Annotated in this window: 13 protein-coding genes; 3 read left to right on the top strand and 10 right to left on the bottom strand. The window is 34.1% G+C overall.

All coding sequences use genetic code 11. From position 1 onward, the window contains the following. Window positions 1-48: 48 nt before the first annotated feature. From proC to ilvD, 10 genes are all read right to left on the bottom strand, one after another. Window positions 49-849, bottom strand: coding sequence for a pyrroline-5-carboxylate reductase (gene proC / locus ADIWIN_RS01115; RefSeq protein ID WP_020895830.1), 801 nt, complete (start codon window positions 847-849; stop codon window positions 49-51). 211 nt (window positions 850-1,060) lie between these two features. Further along, window positions 1,061-2,038 carry an N-acetyl-gamma-glutamyl-phosphate reductase gene (gene argC, locus ADIWIN_RS01110; protein ID WP_020895829.1) on the bottom strand — a complete coding sequence of 326 codons (978 nt, stop codon included), beginning with the start codon at window positions 2,036-2,038 and terminating at the stop codon, window positions 1,061-1,063. Continuing rightward, window positions 2,035-3,222: an argininosuccinate synthase gene (locus ADIWIN_RS01105; RefSeq protein ID WP_020895828.1), complete on the bottom strand. Its 1,188-nt coding sequence runs from the start codon at window positions 3,220-3,222 to the stop codon at window positions 2,035-2,037. The genes argC and ADIWIN_RS01105 overlap by 4 nt, the downstream gene beginning before the upstream one ends. Beyond that, on the bottom strand, window positions 3,215-3,844 hold the full coding sequence (locus ADIWIN_RS01100; protein ID WP_020895827.1) for a GNAT family N-acetyltransferase: 630 nt from the start codon (window positions 3,842-3,844) through the stop codon (window positions 3,215-3,217). Before ADIWIN_RS01100 ends, ADIWIN_RS01105 begins: the two co-directional genes overlap by 8 nt. 431 nt (window positions 3,845-4,275) lie before the next feature. Beyond that, a complete protein-coding gene (locus ADIWIN_RS01095; RefSeq protein WP_020895826.1) occupies window positions 4,276-5,868 on the bottom strand; it encodes an NADP-dependent glyceraldehyde-3-phosphate dehydrogenase in 1,593 nt (530 codons plus the stop codon). Window positions 5,869-5,948: 80 nt separating this feature from the next. Beyond that, window positions 5,949-7,214, bottom strand: a complete 1,266-nt coding sequence (gene ilvA, locus ADIWIN_RS01090; RefSeq protein ID WP_020895825.1) for a threonine ammonia-lyase IlvA — start codon at window positions 7,212-7,214, stop codon at window positions 5,949-5,951. A gap of 151 nt (window positions 7,215-7,365) precedes the next feature. Further along, on the bottom strand, window positions 7,366-8,865 hold the full coding sequence (gene ilvC / locus ADIWIN_RS01085; RefSeq protein ID WP_020895824.1) for a ketol-acid reductoisomerase: 1,500 nt from the start codon (window positions 8,863-8,865) through the stop codon (window positions 7,366-7,368). Window positions 8,866-8,976: 111 nt separating this feature from the next. Then, window positions 8,977-9,507, bottom strand: a complete 531-nt coding sequence (ilvN, locus tag ADIWIN_RS01080) for an acetolactate synthase small subunit (RefSeq protein ID WP_020895823.1) — start codon at window positions 9,505-9,507, stop codon at window positions 8,977-8,979. 89 nt (window positions 9,508-9,596) lie between these two features. After that, window positions 9,597-11,333, bottom strand: a complete 1,737-nt coding sequence (gene ilvB, locus ADIWIN_RS01075) for a biosynthetic-type acetolactate synthase large subunit (protein WP_020895822.1) — start codon at window positions 11,331-11,333, stop codon at window positions 9,597-9,599. 154 nt (window positions 11,334-11,487) lie between these two features. After that, entirely contained in the window at window positions 11,488-13,167 is a 1,680-nt protein-coding gene (gene ilvD, locus ADIWIN_RS01070) for a dihydroxy-acid dehydratase (RefSeq protein ID WP_020895821.1), read from the bottom strand. Window positions 13,168-13,499: 332 nt separating this feature from the next. On the opposite strand from ilvD, the gene ADIWIN_RS01065 reads away from it, so the two are divergent. The 3 genes from ADIWIN_RS01065 to ADIWIN_RS01055 all read left to right on the top strand — a co-directional run bounded on the left by ADIWIN_RS01065 (window position 13,500) and on the right by ADIWIN_RS01055 (window position 20,365). Continuing rightward, complete coding sequence (locus ADIWIN_RS01065) at window positions 13,500-14,129, top strand: fasciclin domain-containing protein (protein WP_040756179.1); 630 nt, start codon at window positions 13,500-13,502, stop codon at window positions 14,127-14,129. Window positions 14,130-14,272: 143 nt separating this feature from the next. Continuing rightward, window positions 14,273-17,080, top strand: coding sequence for a LuxR C-terminal-related transcriptional regulator (locus tag ADIWIN_RS01060; protein ID WP_040756147.1), 2,808 nt, complete (start codon window positions 14,273-14,275; stop codon window positions 17,078-17,080). A gap of 252 nt (window positions 17,081-17,332) precedes the next feature. After that, window positions 17,333-20,365, top strand: a complete 3,033-nt coding sequence (locus ADIWIN_RS01055; RefSeq protein ID WP_040756145.1) for a SusC/RagA family TonB-linked outer membrane protein — start codon at window positions 17,333-17,335, stop codon at window positions 20,363-20,365. The last annotated feature ends 2 nt before the right edge of the window (window positions 20,366-20,367 follow it).

Genomic DNA, 20,367 nt, shown 5'->3' with positions numbered 1-20,367 from the left:
ACAAGGTCAAAAAAAGACCTTGCAAGATTTATGATTCAACAGAATGTACTATATCTGCTCTTTTTTAATGTTACTAATTTTATTGAACGAAGCTACCATGCCTTGAATTAAAGACGAGCTCAATCCTTTGTGCTCCATTTCATTTAAACCTTCAATAGTACATCCTTTTGGTGTGGTAACACGGTCGATTTCTTCTTCAGGATGATGCCCGTTTGTTATTAATAAGTTGGCTGCTCCTTCGCTAGTGTACATGGCTAATTCTTGTGCTTCTTTAGCATCAAAACCTAATTGAATAGCGGCTTGTGTTGTAGCTCTTATTAATCGCATCCAAAATGCAATGCCACTAGCACAAACAACGGTTGCGGCTTGCATTTGTGATTCTGGAATCGCTAAGGTGTGACCTAATCTGTTAAAAATAGCTTCAGCAATTGGTATGCGTTTTTTGCCGTTTTCATTACTACACATGCAAGTCATGGATTTACCAACCGCAATGGCTGTATTTGGCATAGCTCTGATGATAAATTGATCCGTGCCGACAATAGCTTCAATTTTCGGAATTAAAAATCCTGTAATAGTGGAAATTAATACGTGTTTTTCAGTTAAATGTGGTTTAATGTCATTTAGAATCGTTTCAAAATGTGCTGGTTGAACGGCGAATATTATAATATCAGATTGTTTAACAGCTTCAATATTATCGGTTGTTAATGTTACATTCTTATAACCATCTAAATCTTGAATGCCGTTCAAGTTTCGTTTGGTTAAGTATAGTGTGGTAATGGCGTTGTTGGTGATCAGTCCTTTTGCTATGGACTTTCCTAAATTGCCTGTTCCTATGATTGCTATTTTCATTTTGCTTTTCTATTCTTTTTTAATGGTAAAATGTGTTCGCATTAAAAAATGCTCGGTTCATATTTATTAACCGCGAAAGCGGTTATCTCTTTAAGTTAAACTTTATTTTAATCTAGACCTTTCGACTGCGCTCAATGTGACAACTTTTATCGATTTTAAATTTGATTTTAGACCTGCTAGGTTTTTGAAACCTGACAGGTTTGAGTATGTGTTAAAAATAATTAGCCTTTAATTTCAAGCCTTCAGTTTCCTCATATCCAAACATTAAATTCATGTTTTGAATGGCTTGTCCTGATGCACCTTTTAATAAGTTATCGATGATACTCGTGACTAATAATTTATCGTTGTGTTTATGTAAATGAAGGATGCATTTATTGGTGTTGACCACTTGTTTTAAATGAATGTCGTCATCTGAAATAAATGTAAATGCAGCATCTTTATAGAAGTCACGATATAATTGTTTTGCCTCTTCTAAACTGCCTTCATATTTTGTGTAAAGTGTAGCAAAAATGCCTCTTGAAAAATTCCCGCGATTCGGCATAAAGTTGATATCAGACTTAAAATCTGATTGCAACATATTTACAGTTTGATTAATTTCTCCTAAATGCTGATGCGTAAAAGCTTTATAATGTGAAAAGTTATTATCTCTCCATGTGAAATGTGTGGTTGTAGATAATGAGGTTCCTGCACCTGTGGCGCCTGTTACGGCATTAATATGCACGTCATCTTGTAATACTTTGGCGTTAGCTAGTGGTAACAATGCCATTTGAATCGCGGTTGCAAAACATCCAGGATTAGCAATATAATTCGCTTTTTTTATGGCTTCTTTATTTAATTCAGGTAAACCATAAACAAAGGTTTTGCCATCTAAATTTGACTCTGCGTCTAGCCTGAAATCATTACTTAAATCAATGATTTTAGTCGCGTCGGAAAAGCTGTTATTTTCTAAAAACGCTTTTGAATTACCATGACCTAAACATAAAAACAGGACATCAACTTCTGCATTAATGACATCTGAAAACACTAAATCTGTTGACCCCAATAAATCTTGATGCACCTTACTAACGTTGTTTCCGGCGTTAGAGGTGCTGTAAATAAAATCGATTTCTACTTTAGAGTGATGAATCAATAATCTAATTAATTCTCCTGCTGTATAACCAGCACCTCCAATGATACCTGCTTTGATCATGATTCTGAATTTACTTGCTGATAAATCTTATTTTGATTGCCAAATATTTTAATAAATCCTTTGGCTTCATCTGCAGTCCAACCTTTATTTTCTTCACCATAACTTCCGAATTTAGCATTCATTAAATCGTGCTTAGATTTGATGCCATCTAAAGAAAAATGATAAGGCTTAAGCGTTACGATAACATCACCTGAAACTTTATCTTGACTACTTTGTAAAAAGGCTTCCATATCTCGCATTACAGGATCTAAATATTGCCCTTCGTGTAAATGCATGCCGTAAAAACTAGATAAATAATCTTTGTGTTGCAGTTGCCATTTCGTCAACGTATGCTTTTCTAGTAAATGATGTGCTTTGATGATAATTAAAGCCGCTGCAGCTTCAAAACCAACACGTCCTTTAATACCAACAATCGTATCTCCAACATGTATATCTCTGCCAATCGCGTATGCAGATGCTAAATTGTTTAAGACTTCAATATTGACTTCAGGATTATTTTCAACACCATTTAGAGCGACTAATTCACCTTTAGAAAATGTTAAGACTACTTTTTCAGGATCTGAATGTTTTAATTGTGAAGGATAAGCCGAATCTGGTAATGGTTTTTCAGATGTTAAAGTTTCTTCTCCTCCAACACTCGTGCCCCAAAGTCCTTTGTTTACTGAGTATTTAGCTTTATTCCAAGACATATCGATTCCGTTTTCTATAAGGTAATCAATCTCTTGTTGTCTACTTAAACTTCCATCTCGTATAGGTGTAATGATTTCAATTTCTGGTGCTATAGTTTGAAAAATCATATCAAAACGTACTTGGTCGTTTCCCGCTCCAGTACTTCCGTGGGCAATATATTTGGCGTCTATGCTTTTGGCATATTGTACAATTTCAATGGCCTGAATAATACGTTCTGCACTAACAGATAAAGGGTAAGTGTTGTTCTTTAAAACATTTCCAAAGATTAAATACTTAATTACTTTATCATAATACGATGCAATAGCATCAATGTTCTTATATGTCGAAACGCCCATTTTATAGGCATTGCTTTCAATAGTCTTAATTTCTTCTTGAGTAAATCCACCGGTATTCACACTAACCGCATGAACATCATATCCTGCTTTACTTAAACTTACTGCGCAGTATGAGGTATCTAATCCTCCGCTATATGCTATAACTAATTTTTTACTCATCTTTTTTGTCTTTTTTTAAAAACATATTCTGTTTTATCAATTTTAATCGTGTCCATACTTTCTTGTCGTAAGGACGTTCTTTGGGTTTTGATGTTTCGGCTTTAGCAGGATCATATAACATTCCTGTACACAAGCACATTTTTTGTTCTGTACGTGTTAAAACATCGAAATTTTTACATGTTTGACAGCCTTTCCAGAAGGATTGGTCGTCTGTTAATTCTGAAAATGTAACGGGTTTATAGCCTAATTCGCTATTCATTTTCATAACAGCTAAACCTGTGGTAATACTAAAAACTTTAGAATCTGGAAACTTGGTTCTAGAATGATCAAAAATGACTTTCTTAATTTGTTTCGCGAGTCCTATATTTCTAAAGTCAGGATGTACAATTAAGCCAGAATTTGCCACAAATTTACCATGACTCCATGCTTCGATATAACAGAACCCAGCAAACTGATCTCCTTCTAAAGCAATAACAGCATTACCGTTTTCCATTTTGGTAATGATGTATTCTGGTTGCCGTTTTGCAATACCTGTACCTCTAACTTTAGCAGCTTCGGCAATGGTTTCGCAAATAAGTTCTGCGTAAATACTATGCGATTTATCAGCAATAACAATTTTCATTGTGATTGTTTTTTATAGATTATAAAATGTTTGATTTTCTTTTGAATGAAGAACTGGACACACCTAAGTTCCTAATATAAATTGTACCCTTACGGGCGACGACTTAAAATATGGCGTACAGAAACCAGCTTAGTAGTTGGGGCTGCTATAGTTGAAAAAAGAAATAAATGTGATGAATTGTTCAATGTAAAAAAAATTAAAATTGATTAACTAAATGGTTTAAAGTAGATTCCATTAGCGACGTCGCTTGTTTAATAACAAGCGTGTGGGTCTTTCAATTCTATTTCTTTGACTTAACATAATGTAAATTTAGAATTAATATTTAAATATTGACTCAATATGTGGGCTTTTATGAAATTTTTATCAAATTCATAATTCTTTTAAAAAATACTTTAAATAATTCAAATTGAGTGGCTTCAAACCACCTTTCACTAAAGTATATAATCTGTACTCACAAAGTTTGAAGCTCTAGAATCTAATAAATCTTTTAAAATAGCATTGTTATAATCGTTGTCTTTAGAGGCTACAAATGTTCTAATTGAAAATGAACGCAAAGCATCATGGACACTCAGTGTAGCAACTGCCGAATCTTTACGACCTGTAAACGGGTATACATCTGGTCCACGTTGACATGAGCTATTTAAATTCACCCGACAAACTAAATTCACAAGAGTATCAATTAATGGCGCTAATGTTTTTACATCGTTTCCAAATAAACTGACTTGTTGCCCGTAATTAGATTCTGCCATATCATCTAATGGCTCTTCAATATCTGAAAATGGAACGATAGGAATTACAGGTCCAAATTGTTCCTCTTGAAAGACGCGCATATCTTTTGTGACAGGATATAAAACCGCTGGAAATATGTAGTTTTCAGTGGTGTCTCCACCTTTCTCATTAATGACTTTTGCTCCTTTTTCTGTAGCGTCGTCAATTAGATCTTGAATGTAATCTGGTTTATCTGGTTCTGGTAATGGAGTTAATTTAGCTCCATCTTCCCATGGGTTTCCAAATTTTAAAGCATCGACTTTAGCTGAAAAACGTTTATTGAATTCTTCAACAATGTCTTCATGTACATATAAGACTTTTAAAGCTGTACAACGTTGACCATTAAAAGAAGTGGTTCCTGCAATACATTCATCTATGGCTAAATCTAAATCGGCATCTGGTAACACAATTGCTGGGTTTTTAGCTTCAAGACCTAAAACTAAACGCAGTCTATTACTTTTTGGGTGCTGATTTTGTAACGCATTTGCTGATTTACTATTTCCGATTAAAGCCAAAACATCAACTTTACCAGATTGCATAATTGGCGCAGCAACTGTTCTTCCACGACCATAAATGATATTAACAACTCCTTTTGGAAAACTATCTCTAAACGCTTCTAATAATGGTGAAATTAATAACACACCATGTTTTGCTGGTTTAAAAATGGCTGTATTTCCCATGATTAATGCAGGAATCAGCAAAGCAAAAGTTTCATTTAACGGATAATTATAAGGACCTAAACACAAAACAACACCTAAAGGTCCTCTTCTAATGTGTGCGTTAACGCCAGAACTCTTTACAAATTTAGCACTATCGCGATCCATTTGTTTGTAGTCTTCAATAGTGTCGTAAATGTATTCAACGGTTCTATCAAATTCCTTTTCAGAATCTGGTAGGTTTTTGCCAATTTCCCACATTAATAATTTTACAACTTCCTCACGTTTGGTTTTCATTTGTTCTACAAATTTTTCCATGCAAGCAATCCGATCTACAACTTTCATTGTTGGCCACAACCCTTGTCCTTTATTGTATGCAGAAACAGCAGAATCTAATGCTCTTATAGCTTCTTTTTTTCCTAAAGTAGGAATAGTTCCAAGTAATGTTGGTTTGTAATCTTCAGTGGAGGAAATTGTAGAATATACTTTAGAAGTTTCTCCTCGCCAAGGAATCAGTGCGCCGTCTACTAAATAGGTGTTCTGGTCGACTAAATTTTTAATTTGAAACTGTTCTGGAATATTCACAAATGTTGAAGTCATATTAACTTGTTTTGAACTATTAATTGTAAGTAATAAAGATACTTAATTGTATCCTTTATGTGGGTTAAGTATATGTTAACCTATACTAAAAATTGAAATAAATCGGGTTTGTCATTTAGGTAATCTCCATAGAAATTATGAAGTTTCATTTTGGTAATTAATGGCTCTAAATCATCAGGTGATTTTAATTGTATGCCAACTACGGCCACATCGTTTTCGCGGTTAGCTTTCTTGGTGTATTCGAAATGTGTAATATCATCATTTGAACCTAAAATATCAACCACAAAATCCCTTAAGGCTCCTGCACGTTGTGGAAACTTAACGATGAAATAATGTTTTAGATTGGCATAGAGTAGGGCACGTTCTTTAATTTCTGCCATTCTAGTAATGTCATTATTACTTCCGCTAATAACACACACTACATTTTTGCCTTTTATTTCTTCCGAAAATTGGTCTAATGCACAAAGACTTAAAGCTCCTGCAGGTTCAACAACAATAGCATCTTTATTATATAGGTCTAAAATAGTTTGACAAATTTTACCTTCGTCTACAGTAACCACACGATGTAATGTCTCTTTGCAAATAGCAAAACTTAAATCACCAACACGCTTAACAGCGGCTCCATCTACAAAACTATCGATGGTGTCTAACTTCGTGTTTTTATTAGCTCTAATAGATGTTAACATAGCCGGAGCACCTTTTGGTTCTACGCTAATGATTTTTGTTTGAGGTGATAAGATTTTAAAAACAGAGGACAATCCTGCTGCGAGTCCACCACCACCAACAGGTACAAATACATAATGAATGGGATGCGTTTCTGCTTGGTCAATAATTTCTAAACCAACTGTTGCCTGTCCTTCAATAACTTTTTCATCATTAAAAGGGTGTACAAACGTTTTGTTGAGTTCTTCACTTTGTTGCATTGCGGCATGGTAAGCATCGTCAAACGTATCTCCAACTAAAACAACTTCAACAAAATCTTCCCCAAACATTTTTACCTGTTCAATCTTTTGATTGGGAGTAGGAGAAGGCATAAAAATAGTCCCTTTTATTTTTAAAAGCTTACATGAAATTGCAACACCTTGGGCGTGGTTTCCTGCACTAGCGCACACAATCTCATTTTCAATTTGAGAAGGACTCAAAGAGGATATTTTATTATAAGCACCACGGATTTTGTAAGAACGTACAACTTGTAGATCTTCTCTTTTAAAATAAATGTTAGCATCAAAATCTTTAGAATATCTGGCGTTTTTAATTAAAGGTGTTACTGATGCAATACCTTTTAACTTTTCTGCTGCAGCTTCAATAGCTTTTAATGTTGGTCTGTATGTAGTTTTGGTTTCCATATTCCTGCGAAAGCAGGAATCTCTTGAGAATGACCTACTTTCATTTTATCTTAAAGTTAATGTTCTACGAAGTTTTAATTTTCGCAGTAAACAGAGTTTTTTTTGTCTTAAAACCTACAAGGTTTTTTGAAACCTTGCAGGATAATTTTTGTTACGCTAAAACAGATGCTTTCACATCATCAGTTTTAATCACCTTCATTGCTGTCATTGCCGCACGTAAACGTTGACCAACAGCTTCGATAGGATGATTTCTAATCGCGTCATTAACAGCGATTAACTCTATATTGTCAACTCCTGTTGTTTTTGAAAATGATTGACCAATAATAGATGTATCTACCGTTTTCATGAAATCCGTTAATAACGGTTTACATGCATGATCAAATAAATAACAACCATATTCGGCTGTATCAGAAATGACACGATTCATTTCAAATAATTTTTTTCTAGCGATTGTATTAGCGATAAGTGGTAATTCATGTAAAGATTCGTAATAAGCAGAATCTTCAATAATACCTGCACTCACCATAGTTTCGAAAGCGAGTTCAACACCAGATTTCACAAAAGCAATTAATAATACACCATGATCAAAATACTCTTGTTCTGTAATGTGATCTGAAGTTAATTCTGTTTTTTCAAAGGCAGTTTCTTCAGTTGCAGCTCTCCAAGTTAAGAGGTTGATATCGTCATTTGCCCAATCTTCCATCATAGTTTGAGAGAAGTGACCAGAAATAATATCATCCATATGCTTTTCAAAAAGCGGACGCATAATACCTTTTAATTCTTCAGATAATTCGAATGCTTTTAGTTTAGCAGGATTAGATAAACGATCCATCATGTTAGTAATCCCACCATGCTTCAATGCTTCGGTAATCGTTTCCCAACCAAACTGAATCAATTTAGCAGCATAACCAGGTTCTATGCCTTCTTCAACCATTTTATCAAAAGATAAAATGGCTCCGGTTTGTAATAAACCACAAAGAATAGTTTGTTCTCCCATTAAATCACTTTTCACTTCTGCAATAAAAGACGATTCTAATACACCAGCACGATGACCACCAGTTGCGGCAGCATAAGCTTTAGCTTGAGCCCAACCTTTTCCTTCAGGATCATTTTCAGGATGTACAGCAGTTAATGTTGGTACACCAAAACCACGTTTGTATTCTTCTCTTACTTCAGTTCCAGGACATTTAGGTGCTACCATTATTACTGTTATGTCTTCACGAACTTGTGTGCCCTCTTCAACAATATTAAAACCATGAGAATAACTTAGAGTTGCTCCTTTTTTCATTAAAGGCATTATGGCTTTTACAACATTTGTGTGTTGCTTGTCTGGTGTTAAGTTTAACACTAAATCTGCTGTTGGAATTAATTCTTCATACGTACCAACAGTAAATCCGTTAGAGGTTGCGTTTTTGTAAGAATCACGTTTTTCATCAATAGCTTGTTGACGCAACGTGTAAGAAATGTCTAATCCGGAATCGCGCATATTTAATCCTTGATTTAGGCCTTGAGCACCACAACCAACAATTACTATTTTCTTTCCTTTTAATGCGTTTACACCATCTTCAAATTCTGAAGCGTCCATAAAACGGCATTTTCCTAACTGATCTAATTGTTCTCTTAATGGTAATGTGTTGAAATAATTTGACATTGTTTTTTGTTTTTGAGAAAATAGAAGAAAGATAAAAGAGTAAAGACACTGTAATTGTATGTCATTAAATCTTCTGTTTTCTTTATTCTATTCTCTTATTTCTTTTTAAATTTAATGTTGCAACGCTTTAAGCATTGTTGATATTTTCATTTCGTCTTTAGTTACAGCAATGCGACCTGAACGTGTAAATTGCATGATTCCGAAAACGGTTAATTCTCTATGTAATAAATCTATTTCTTCTTTTCTACCTGATTTTTCTATAACGAAGAAATCACGATTTACAGTGACAATTCTAGCGTTGCTTTCTTTTATTATATTTTGAATTTGGCGTTCATCAAACAATAAGTTAGATCTCATTTTGAAGATACAGGATTCTTGATAAATGATTTCTTCCTCTGTATGATAATAGACTTTTATAACTTCGACTTGTTTTTCAATCTGACCTTGAATCTTTTTCATTTGAGATTCGGTAATATTGACGACAATTGTGAATCTTGAAACACCGTCTATTTCTGATGGTGATGTATTTAAACTTTCAATATTCATGTGTCTTCTTTGGAATATTGCAGAAATTCTATTCAACAATCCAATGTTGTTTTCCGTATAAATTGAAACGGTATATTGTTTGTTTTCTGTACTCATTTTTTTGAGATTATAAATAAAAGAAAATTGAAAACAGACTCATATTTAGTTCTATTTTACTTTTTTCTCTATATTCTATTTTCTTCGTTTTACTCTAATCTTATATCTGAAACACTTGCTCCGGTTGGAATCATTGGGAATACATTCCCTTCCTTTTCTACCCTAACTTCTAAGAAATAAGGACCTTCACAGTCAATCATTTCTTTTACAGCAGCTTTTAAGTCTTTACGTTCTGTTACTTTTTGTGCTTCAATAGAATAGCCTTTTGCAATGGCTACAAAATCTGGGTTGACCATTTCGGTAGAAGCATAGCGTTTATCGAAAAATAACTGTTGCCATTGACGTACCATACCAAGGAATTCGTTGTTTAATACCACAATTTTCACAGGTACTTTTTGTTGAAAAATTGTTCCTAATTCTTGAATCGTCATTTGGTAACCACCATCACCAGCGATCATAACGACTTCTCTGTCTGGCGCTGCCATTTTTGCACCAATAGCTGCAGGTAAAGCAAATCCCATAGTTCCTAAGCCACCAGACGTAATATTACTTTTGGTTTTGTTGAATTCGGCATAACGACAGGCAGTCATTTGGTGCTGACCAACATCACTAACAATCGCAGCATCTCCTTTGGTTTGAATGTTGATTTCTTTCAACACTTCAGCCATAGTTAGGCCTTCTTTGGTAGGATGCAAATCGTCTTTAATTACTTTTTCGTATTCTATTTTATATAGATCTTTAAATTTTTGATGCCAATCATTATGAGAATTTTCATTCAATAATGGTAACAAACTTTTTAGACTGGCTTTTGAATCCCCTAAAACAGCAACATCTGTTTTTACGTTTTTATCTATTTCCGCAGGGTCAATATCAAAATGAATGATTTTTGCTTGCTTAGCATAAGTTTCTAAATTGCCCGTTACACGATCATCAAATCGCATTCCAATAGCAATTAATACATCACAATCGTTAGTTAAAACATTTGGTGCATAATTGCCATGCATACCAACCATACCAACGTTTAATGGGTGAGAAGTAGGGATTGCTGAAGCACCTAAAATTGTCCATGCAGAAGGAATTCCGGCCTTTTCAATAACAGCCTTAAATTCTTCTTCGGCCTTTCCTAAAATGACTCCTTGTCCCCAAACGACTAATGGTTTTTTTGCATTATTGATAAGTTCTGCTGCAGCTTTTAACGAATTTTCATCCGTATCAGGAATCGGTTTATAGCTTCTAATGCCTTTGCATTTTTCGTATTTAAAATCGAATTCTTCAAATTGAGCATCCTTTGTAATATCTATTAACACAGGCCCGGGTCTTCCGCTTCTAGCAATGTAAAATGCTTTTGCAAAAGCCTCTGGGATTTGAGACGCTTTAGTAACTTGACAATTCCATTTGGTAATAGGTGTAGAAATTCCGACAATATCAGTTTCTTGAAAAGCATCACTTCCTAGTAAATGCGAACCTACCTGACCAGTGATACAAACCATTGGAGTAGAATCGATTTGAGCATCAGCAATACCAGTAATTAAATTGGTAGCTCCAGGTCCAGATGTTGCCATGCAGACACCGACTTTTCCTGAAATACGAGCATAACCTTGTGCAGAATGTGTGGCACCTTGCTCATGACGTGTAAGCACATGATGAATTTTATCTTGATACTTATATAGTTCGTCATAAACTGGCATGATGGCTCCGCCAGGATAACCGTAAAGGATATCAACACCTTCGGCTAATAAACATTTAATTACAGCTTCGCTACCAGAAATACGTTCTGTAGTTTCGGTGCTTTTAGTTTTATTTTGTATGGTTTGAGTTTCTTTCATGTTTTTACTTCCCGCTAAATTGGGAATCTCATTTTAAAATCTATCATCTCTTAGGATGCTAGATGGGTTATTCTATACTTATATTTTAGTTCTCTTTTTCAGCGATTGGCTTGATGCTTTTTAACTAAGAGATTCCTTTTTGCAAAGAAATTTTTTAGAATTCGTCTGTGACACACCCTTTAGATGCTGATGATACTGTTTTAGCATATTTATAAAGTACACCACGTTCAAATTTTAATTCTGGTGCTTTCCATTTTTGACGTCTTCTTTGAAGTTCTGCTTCTGAGACTTCTAATGAGATGGAGTTGGTTTCTGCGTCAATAGTAATAATGTCTCCATCTTTTACAACTGCTATGGTACCACCTTCTTGTGCTTCTGGTGTAATATGGCCAACAACAAAACCATGTGTTCCTCCTGAAAAACGACCGTCTGTAATTAAAGCCACATCTTTACCTAGACCTGCTCCCATAATTGCAGCCGTTGGTTTTAGCATTTCGGGCATTCCAGGTCCACCTTTTGGTCCTTCATATCTAATGACGACGACATCTCCTTTCTGAACTTTACCATCTCTAATACCATCATTTGCGGCATATTCTCCTTCAAAAACTTTAGCTTTTCCTCTAAAACATAACCCTTCTTTTCCTGTTATTTTAGCTACACTTCCTTCGGTAGCTAGGTTTCCATAAAGCATTCTTAAGTGTCCTGAAATCTTGATAGGTTCTTCAATCGGTTTTATAACGTCTTGTCCTTCTTTTAGATCTGGTACATCTAATAAGTTTTCTGCAATAGTTTTTCCTGTTACAGTTAAACAATCGCCATGAATCATACCTTTCTTTAAAAGATATTTTAATACTGCAGGAATTCCTCCAACAGCATGAACATCCTCCATTAAGTATTTTCCGCTAGGTTTTAAATCTGCTAAAAATGGCGTGTTATCACTGATAGCTTGAAAATCTTTTAGCGTAAAATCTATTTGAGCAGCTCTAGCAATGGCTAAAAAGTGTAATACAGCATTTGTAGAACCTCCTAAGATAGTCACTAGTCTTACTGCGTTTTCTAAAGATTTTCTAGTAATAATATCTGAGGGTTTTATGTCTTTTTCCAATAATAAACGTAAAGCTTCACCAGCTCTTATGGATTCTGTTTTCTTAGCATCACTTAATGCAGGATTTGAAGAGTTGAAAGGTAAAGTCATTCCTAAAGCTTCAATTGCAGATGCCATAGTATTTGCCGTATACATACCGCCACAAGCACCAGCTCCTGGACATGCTTTTTCAACGATACTTTGATATTCAGTTTCGTCCATAGTTCCAGCAACTTTACTTCCCCACGCTTCAAAAGCAGAAACGACATCTAACTTTTTCCCTTCGTGGCAGCCAGAATCGATTGTACCTCCATAAACCAATATGCTTGGTCTATCTAAACGAATCATAGCCATTAAAGCGCCTGGCATATTCTTGTCGCAACCTACCACAGTTATTAATCCGTCGTAGCTCATGGCCTGGACTACGGTTTCCATAGAATCTGCAATAATATCTCTAGAAGGTAATGAGTAACGCATTCCTGGTGTTCCCATAGAAATACCATCACTAACACCAATGGTGTTGAAAATTAAGCCAATGATATCTTCGTTTTTTGTGCCTTCTTTAACCAATTTAGCTAAGTCATTGAGGTGCATGTTACAAGGGTTGCCCTCATAACCTGTACTTGCAATACCAACAATAGGTTTAAAAAAATCTTCTTTTGTTAATCCAATAGCATGCAACATGGCTTGAGCAGCTGGTTGTGTTGGGTCTTGGGTAACTGTTTTACTGTATTTGTTTAATTCGCTCATACGTTTTATTAATGCAAAAATGATTTGCTGAATCTAAATTACTTGATATGCCATGCTTAAGTAGTAGTGTTCTATTAGTTCTTCTAAATCCAATACTGATAACGTTGGTTTAAGTTGTTGTATATCAGGTTTTTTGAATCTAAATAATTATGATGTTCAAGTGGGTGAATTTTTTATGGAAAAAGTAGCGTTTACCTTTTTATATAGGCTTAAATTCTGTGTCTTTTTTATTGTTAAAGTTATATTAAACCCGACCTTGATAAAATCCATAGGCCTGTATTACCGTATATATAGTATAACCAAGTAAATAAGATTTAATTATGAAATTAAAAATGAATAGAATATTAGGAACCGTAACGTGTATGTTATTTGTAGTATTAACAGCATGTAACGATGGAAAAAAGGATGCGGAGAAGATGAAGATGGAAGCTGAAAAGGTTGAGGTGGAGGCCATGGATAAGAAAGATATGGAAATGAAAAATATGGAAGAAGAGAAGAAGGCAATGGCTAAGGAAACTAGTATTACAGGAAAAGCCTTGTCTAATACTGATTTATCTACTTTAGTCGCAGCATTGAAAGCTGCTGATTTAACTACAATGTTGTCAGAACCTGGAAACTATACTGTTTTCGCACCATCTAATCAGGCATTTTCTAAATTGCCAGAAGGTACGGTAGATAACTTGCTGAAGCCTGAGAATAAAGAGAGTCTTAAAAGTGTTTTACAATACCACGTAGTATCTGGAAAAATAACTTCGGATAAACTGATGGAAGCTATTAAAGGTGGGAAAGGTAAATATACCTTTAAAACTGTGACAGGCGAAGAGTTAACGGCTATGATGGACGGTGATCAATATGTAATCCAAGATTCAAGAGGTAAAAAATCTCAAGTCGTGCAAGGAAATGTTGATGCATCAAACGGTATTGTATATATTATTAATGATGTATTGATGGCTAAAAAATAATAACATTCTAAATAGTAATTGATTAAAGGCTCAACTCAGGTTGAGCCTTTTTTTATATCACGAATTATTTACGTAAGTGCAGTCACGTTGAATGAAATTCTTATTTTTAAAGCGTTTTCATAAAATTTGTATATTGTTGCTACATGAAAAAAATATTATTTTTCTTAATTTTCTTACTTGTTTTTTCTCCAGACTGTTATAGTCAATTCTCTCCAAACATCCATAATTTCACTTTGGCAGAGTATAAAGCGGGTAATCAAAATTGGGGCATTTCTAGAGCTGATAACGGTAAAGTCTATGTTGCTAATAATAGTGGGTTATTAGAATATGACGGTTTAATTTGGAAATTCCATCAATTACCTAATAAGACTATCGTGAGATCTGTTTTAGCAGTTGATGACATTGTCTATACAGGATCTTATGAGGAATTTGGGTATTGGAAAAAAGATGAATTTGGGTATCTAAAATATTATTCCTTAAGTGATACCGTACTTGACTTAATCTCTCCAAACGAAGAAATATGGGAAGTTGTAAGCTTTAACGGTAAAATCATCTTTAGATCATTTCTGAATATTTATATCTATGATTTTGAGAGCGTCATTCAATTAAGTCCTGGTTCGGTTATAATTTCTTGTAGCGTCGTTGAAGACAACTTATATATAAGCACCTTAAATCAAGGTATATTTAGATTGAAAGAAAAGGCACTAGAGCCTTTTTATTCTAATGAGTTATTATTAGATACTAAAATTGTTTCTGTCAATAAATACAAGGATAAACTTTTATTAATGACGTCACTAAAAGGAAGTTTTTTCTTGGGGAATGGACGGCTAATTCCAACGAATTTTGAAATTGATGAACAAATACGTCTACATCAATTAAATGCATTTTCCATTTTGGGCAATGGAGATATGGTTTTTGGAACTATTAAGGATGGTGTATTCTTAACGGATAATAATGGAAAGTCCAAGTTTCATATTAGCAAAGAGAATGGCTTACTTAATAATACGGTTTTAGGGCAGTCTATAGATAATACAGACAATCTTTGGTTGGGCTTAGATAATGGTATCGCTAATATTGAGCTTAATAGTAGTAACTATTTTTTTAATGATGTTTCTGGTAAACTAGGGGCTGTTTATGACGTCGTAAAGTATAAAGGTGTTATTTATATAGGAACTAATACCGGACTTTTTAGATTAGATGAAAAGGAAAAATTGAAATTCATTGAAGGGTCTCAAGGTCAGGTTTGGGATTTAGAGATTGTTGAAGATCAACTTTTTTGTGGACATAATGAAGGTACATTTATTGTAGAAGAAGATCGGATGATTAATATTTCTACGTATACAGGTGGTTGGACCATAAAAAAAGTACCAGAACGGAACCACACCTATATACAAGGTACATATTCTGGTTTAGTGCGGTTTCAAAAGGTATCTGGAGAATGGCATGTGAAACATCTTGGTAAAACCTCAGTTCCTTCACGTTTTTTAGTGTTTGAAAATCCACATACGGCATGGGTGGCTCATGCAACCAAAGGGGTTTCTAAAATTAGTTTTGATGAGAATTATGATGAGATTACTGAAGTTAAGGAATATGATGATAAAGGTTTAAGTTCTCATTATAATGTACGGGTTTACAACATTAGGAATAATATTAGTTTTAAATCTAATGAAGGCTGGCAAAAATATGAACCGATTTTAGATTCTATAGTGCCTTATGAGTTACTCAATGATTTATTAGGTAAGAATAGTTACATTATTTCAGAAGACAATACTGATGTTTTTGCCTTGAAAAATAAAGGTGGTTTTATAGAGTTTAAATCATTTGATACTACACGAGACGATTTTTATTTAAACGACATATTTTTAAAGAATAGATATATTGTCGGCTACGAAAATGTCTCTAAGATTAAAGATTCCATTTATGCTTTAAATCTTGATAATGGCTTTATGATGATAAATAATACCTCTATTGCAGGTGTCAATTTATATAAACCAAACATAGAGACTATTTCAATAAGTGGAGTTCCTCTTAGTGTTTCTGCTATTGAAGATGAATCTGTAGATTTTAAATTCAAGGAAAGTGTTGCTGTAGAGTTATCGTCTTCTAAATCTCTAAATCATTTTTTTGAGTATCGTATTTCAGAAGCAGGTACTGATGAGGATAATGAAATATGGTATGTTATAGATGGTAATAAAGTAGAGTTTTCTAATCTTATAGACGGTGATTATACGATTTCGTTTAGAACTAGTGATAATGCAGGTAATGTGTCAGCGAGTCAATCTCTACGAGTGGATGTCTATCCTCCTTGGTACAGAGATACCTTAGGGTATGTATTATATTTTCTTTTAGCGGTTTTGGTAATATTTATATTTTACACACTTCACAATAAAAAAATAGCAAAAGAACAGCGAATTATAAAAATTAAATATCAAAAAGAGCAGCAAAAGTTATTGCGAGAAAAAACCTTAGAAAATGAAAAGCGAATCGTTCAGCTTAAAAATGAATCATTACAGAACGAAATAAAGCTTAAAAGCAAGCAGCTAGCTAATAATGCTATGGCCTTGGTTAAGAAGAATGAAACGCTGCAAGACATTAAAAAGGATTTAATGATTAATAAGGATGGCTTCAATAATTATTACTCATATAAAAAACTGGTAAAGAAGTTAGATAATTCAATTGTTCTAAAAGACGAATGGGAAGTCTTTGAGAATAATTTTAGTCAAGTACACGATGAATTTTTCGAGGCTTTAAAAGTGCAACATTCTAAACTTACTCCGAAAGATTTAAAAATTTGTGCATACATCAAAATGAATTTATCTTCAAAAGAAATTGCACCACTTATGAATATCTCAGTTAGAGGTGTTGAAACTCATCGATATCGATTAAAAAAGAAATTAAACTTAGAAAATGATATTTCTTTGGTGGATTATTTATTAAATATTAAAAATTAGGTGTGTTTTCTTACTTTATCGCTGTTCTTTAATACGTCATCACTACGTCACATTGTTAATTCTCTTTCTACTACAACGTTTTTTTTATAGCTTTAGAGTACGTCAAATGGGGTTTTATTTACAGTTAATAGCCTTCTTCATAATATGTGGTGTATTTAAAATGTAAATGGATGTTATCAGAGTTTAACTTTTCATTATAATTTAGACTTTTAAATAAACTAACTCTAATTTATTAAATATTAATCAATCTATATGAAAACAAAAATTAGTCTATTGTTGATGTTGTTTATTTCAGTCTGTTCTTTTGCTCAGCAGATTGAAATTAATGGAATTGTAACAAGTGAAAGTGACGGGATGCCTTTACCAGGTGCAAGTGTCATAATTAAAGGAACGAGCAGAGGAACTACAACTGATTTTGATGGTAGATACATAATTAAGGCAGATGCTGGAGAACAAATTGAATTCAGTTATGTCGGTTTTGTTCCACAGCTCATTACTGTAGGTGGTCAAACACAAATAAATATTACACTACAAGATGATGTGGCATCTCTAAACGAGGTTGTTGTTGTCGGTTATGGTACTCAGAAAAAAGCGGATTTAACAGGTGCTATTTCTACTGTAAAATCGGAAGATATTGCTAAAACACCTAGTGGTAATATTATGCAGTCCATACAAGGAAAAGTGGCAGGTGTGCAGGTTGTAAGTAGTGGTTCGCCTGGTGGTTCACCAACGGTTAGAATTAGAGGTGTGAACTCTTACAAAGGAGGATCAACTCCTTTATATGTCGTTGATGGTATGTTTTACGATACTATTGATTTCTTAGATAGTAATCAAATTGAAACAATTTCGGTTTTAAAAGATGCCTCTTCAATTTCTATTTTTGGTCAAGCTGGTGTTAATGGTGTAATCATCATAGAAACAAAGAACGGAAGAACGGAGCAGAAGCCAGTTTTCACTTATAACGGATACTCTGGTTACCAAAATGCTCAGAATGTTGTTAAAATGGCAAATGCAGAGCAATTTGTGACTATGGCTTATGAGTCAAATTCTCAACCAGATATTGATTTTGTTAATAACGCAATGCAACGTTTTGGACGTAGCAGAGTGAATCCTAATATTCCAGATGTTAATACTGATTGGTATAAAGAGATCTTGCGCGTTGCACCAATTTCAAGTCATGGTATAGGAGTTACTGGTGGTTCCGAAAAAACATCTTATAGTGTTAATGCTAACTATTTTTCTCAAGAAGGTATTTTAGATATGGAAAACGAATATGAGCGTTTCAACATTCAATCTAACCTTACGATAGAGTTATCTGACCGTTTAAAAATTGGAACTAATGCTATTTTTAGTAATGCAACGCAATATAATCCTGAAAATGGAGCATGGTTTCAAGCGTATTCTGCAGTGCCAATTTTACCAGTTTATGATTACGCAAATACGCAAGCAACTTCTACGCCGTATTCAGATGCAAGTCTATTAGGATATCGTGGCTCGCAAAACCCGTTTCCGGCTATGACTTACAATAATAATCAACTAAAGATTAGAAAAGTTTTAACCAGCATGTTTTTAGAGTATTCTTTAGTTCCTGAGAAATTAAAGTTTAAAACATCTTATAGTCATGATTACTCAACAATATCTGAACGAAATGTAAGGTCTCCTTATTTTATATCATCACAATCGCAAAGAGCACAGTCTTCTATTAGACGAGCAGAATTAAAGTATTCAAAACAAATTTGGGATAATACATTAACTTATAATGATACTTTTGGGGATCATAATATAACCTTACTAGCAGGTTCTTCATATAGAGATTATCAAGATAATTCTTTTGAAGCTACAGGGAATGAGATACAGGGGATTGATTTAGAAAGCTCTTGGTATTTAGATTTTGCAAATCCAACGACATTTAGTGATCAAGTAAAAGAAATAGGAGATCGCCAATACTCAATAGCATTTTTTAGTCGATTAGAATATAGTTTTAAAGAAAGGTATTTACTTAATGCTACCATAAGACACGAAGGTGACGGAAGATTTCCTAGAGAAATTTGGGTAACTACGCCAGCTGTAGGTTTAGGTTGGATCATTTCTGAAGAGAACTTCATGAAAGATAATAGCACTATTAATTTCTTAAAGCTACGTGCAGGTTGGGGACAATTAGCTAACGGATTTTTAGGCGGAAGCACAGGGACAAGAACCGTATCTACAACAACAGCAGATATAGGTGACTCACAGACGAACGGTATTTTAACAACGAACACATTTCTTAATTTAAAAAGAGAAATTTTAGAAGAAACCAATTTTGGTATTAGTTCTCGTCTATTTGATAATAAATTAAGTTTAGAGATCGATTATTATATACGTGATACTAAAGATTTGGTACTTCCAAAAGATACACCAATTACAGCAGAGGTTGTTGACACTAATATTGGTGAGATGAGAAACCAAGGGTTAGAGGTTGCAGCCAACTGGAACCAACGTATTAATGATAATTGGAGTTTCTCTGTTGGAGGAAATATAGCAACGCTTAAAAATGAAATAACTAAGATTGATAGTGAACAAGGTTATTTTGATACAGGTGAAGCTGAGTTTCGCCAAAGACTTATAGTCGGTGAACCTGTAAATGCTTTTTATGGGTGGGAAGTTGCAGGAGTGTATCAAAATGCAGGTCAAGTAGCAACAGATCCAACGGCTCAGAATGAAGCTTCAGCAAACAATAACCAGCTTATACCTGGTGACTTTATTTATAAAGATCAAAATAATGATGGTATTATTGATGATAAAGATAGAGTGGTTCTAGGGTCGTATTTGCCAACATTTACTTATGGTGGAAATTTTAATGTAACTTATAAGAACTTTGATTTATCAGTAGCAGTTTCAGGACAAACAGGAAATAAAATACTGAACCGTAAAAGAGGTGAAGTAATATTTACGAATGATACAAATATCGATGCTGACTTTGCTGTTAATAGATGGCATGGTGAAGGAACTACGAATTCATATCCTTCTTCTGAAGGAAGAAGAAAAGCATGGAACCAGAAAATGAGTAGCTTCTTTGTAGAAGATGGGGCTTACTTTAGAGTTCAAAATATTCAATTGGCTTACACGATTCCTGCGAAATCACTTGGTAAAAATATGCCAGAAGTTAGATTTACATGTACAGCAGAGCGTCCTATAACATTGTTTAGTTATAATGGATTTAATCCTGAAGTAGAGAATGGAGTAGATCGTCAAACATACCCAGTTCCAGCGGTATATACATTTGGTGTAAATATTAAAATTTAAAA

Origin of the sequence: Winogradskyella psychrotolerans RS-3 (assembly GCF_000427335.1) — a bacterium.
GTDB classification, from domain to species: Bacteria; Bacteroidota; Bacteroidia; order Flavobacteriales; family Flavobacteriaceae; genus Winogradskyella; species Winogradskyella psychrotolerans.
This window is presented reverse-complemented; position numbering and strand designations above follow the sequence as displayed.

Coding starts and splice junctions, on each gene's coding strand:
- proC (WP_020895830.1), bottom strand. CDS start 849: ATGAAAATAGCAATCATAGGAACAGGCAATTTAGGAAAGTCCATAGCA.
- argC (WP_020895829.1), bottom strand. CDS start 2,038: ATGATCAAAGCAGGTATCATTGGAGGTGCTGGTTATACAGCAGGAGAA.
- ADIWIN_RS01105 (WP_020895828.1), bottom strand. CDS start 3,222: ATGAGTAAAAAATTAGTTATAGCATATAGCGGAGGATTAGATACCTCA.
- ADIWIN_RS01100 (WP_020895827.1), bottom strand. CDS start 3,844: ATGAAAATTGTTATTGCTGATAAATCGCATAGTATTTACGCAGAACTT.
- ADIWIN_RS01095 (WP_020895826.1), bottom strand. CDS start 5,868: ATGACTTCAACATTTGTGAATATTCCAGAACAGTTTCAAATTAAAAAT.
- ilvA (WP_020895825.1), bottom strand. CDS start 7,214: ATGGAAACCAAAACTACATACAGACCAACATTAAAAGCTATTGAAGCT.
- ilvC (WP_020895824.1), bottom strand. CDS start 8,865: ATGTCAAATTATTTCAACACATTACCATTAAGAGAACAATTAGATCAG.
- ilvN (WP_020895823.1), bottom strand. CDS start 9,507: ATGAGTACAGAAAACAAACAATATACCGTTTCAATTTATACGGAAAAC.
- ilvB (WP_020895822.1), bottom strand. CDS start 11,333: ATGAAAGAAACTCAAACCATACAAAATAAAACTAAAAGCACCGAAACT.
- ilvD (WP_020895821.1), bottom strand. CDS start 13,167: ATGAGCGAATTAAACAAATACAGTAAAACAGTTACCCAAGACCCAACA.
- ADIWIN_RS01065 (WP_040756179.1), top strand. CDS start 13,500: ATGAATAGAATATTAGGAACCGTAACGTGTATGTTATTTGTAGTATTA.
- ADIWIN_RS01060 (WP_040756147.1), top strand. CDS start 14,273: ATGAAAAAAATATTATTTTTCTTAATTTTCTTACTTGTTTTTTCTCCA.
- ADIWIN_RS01055 (WP_040756145.1), top strand. CDS start 17,333: ATGAAAACAAAAATTAGTCTATTGTTGATGTTGTTTATTTCAGTCTGT.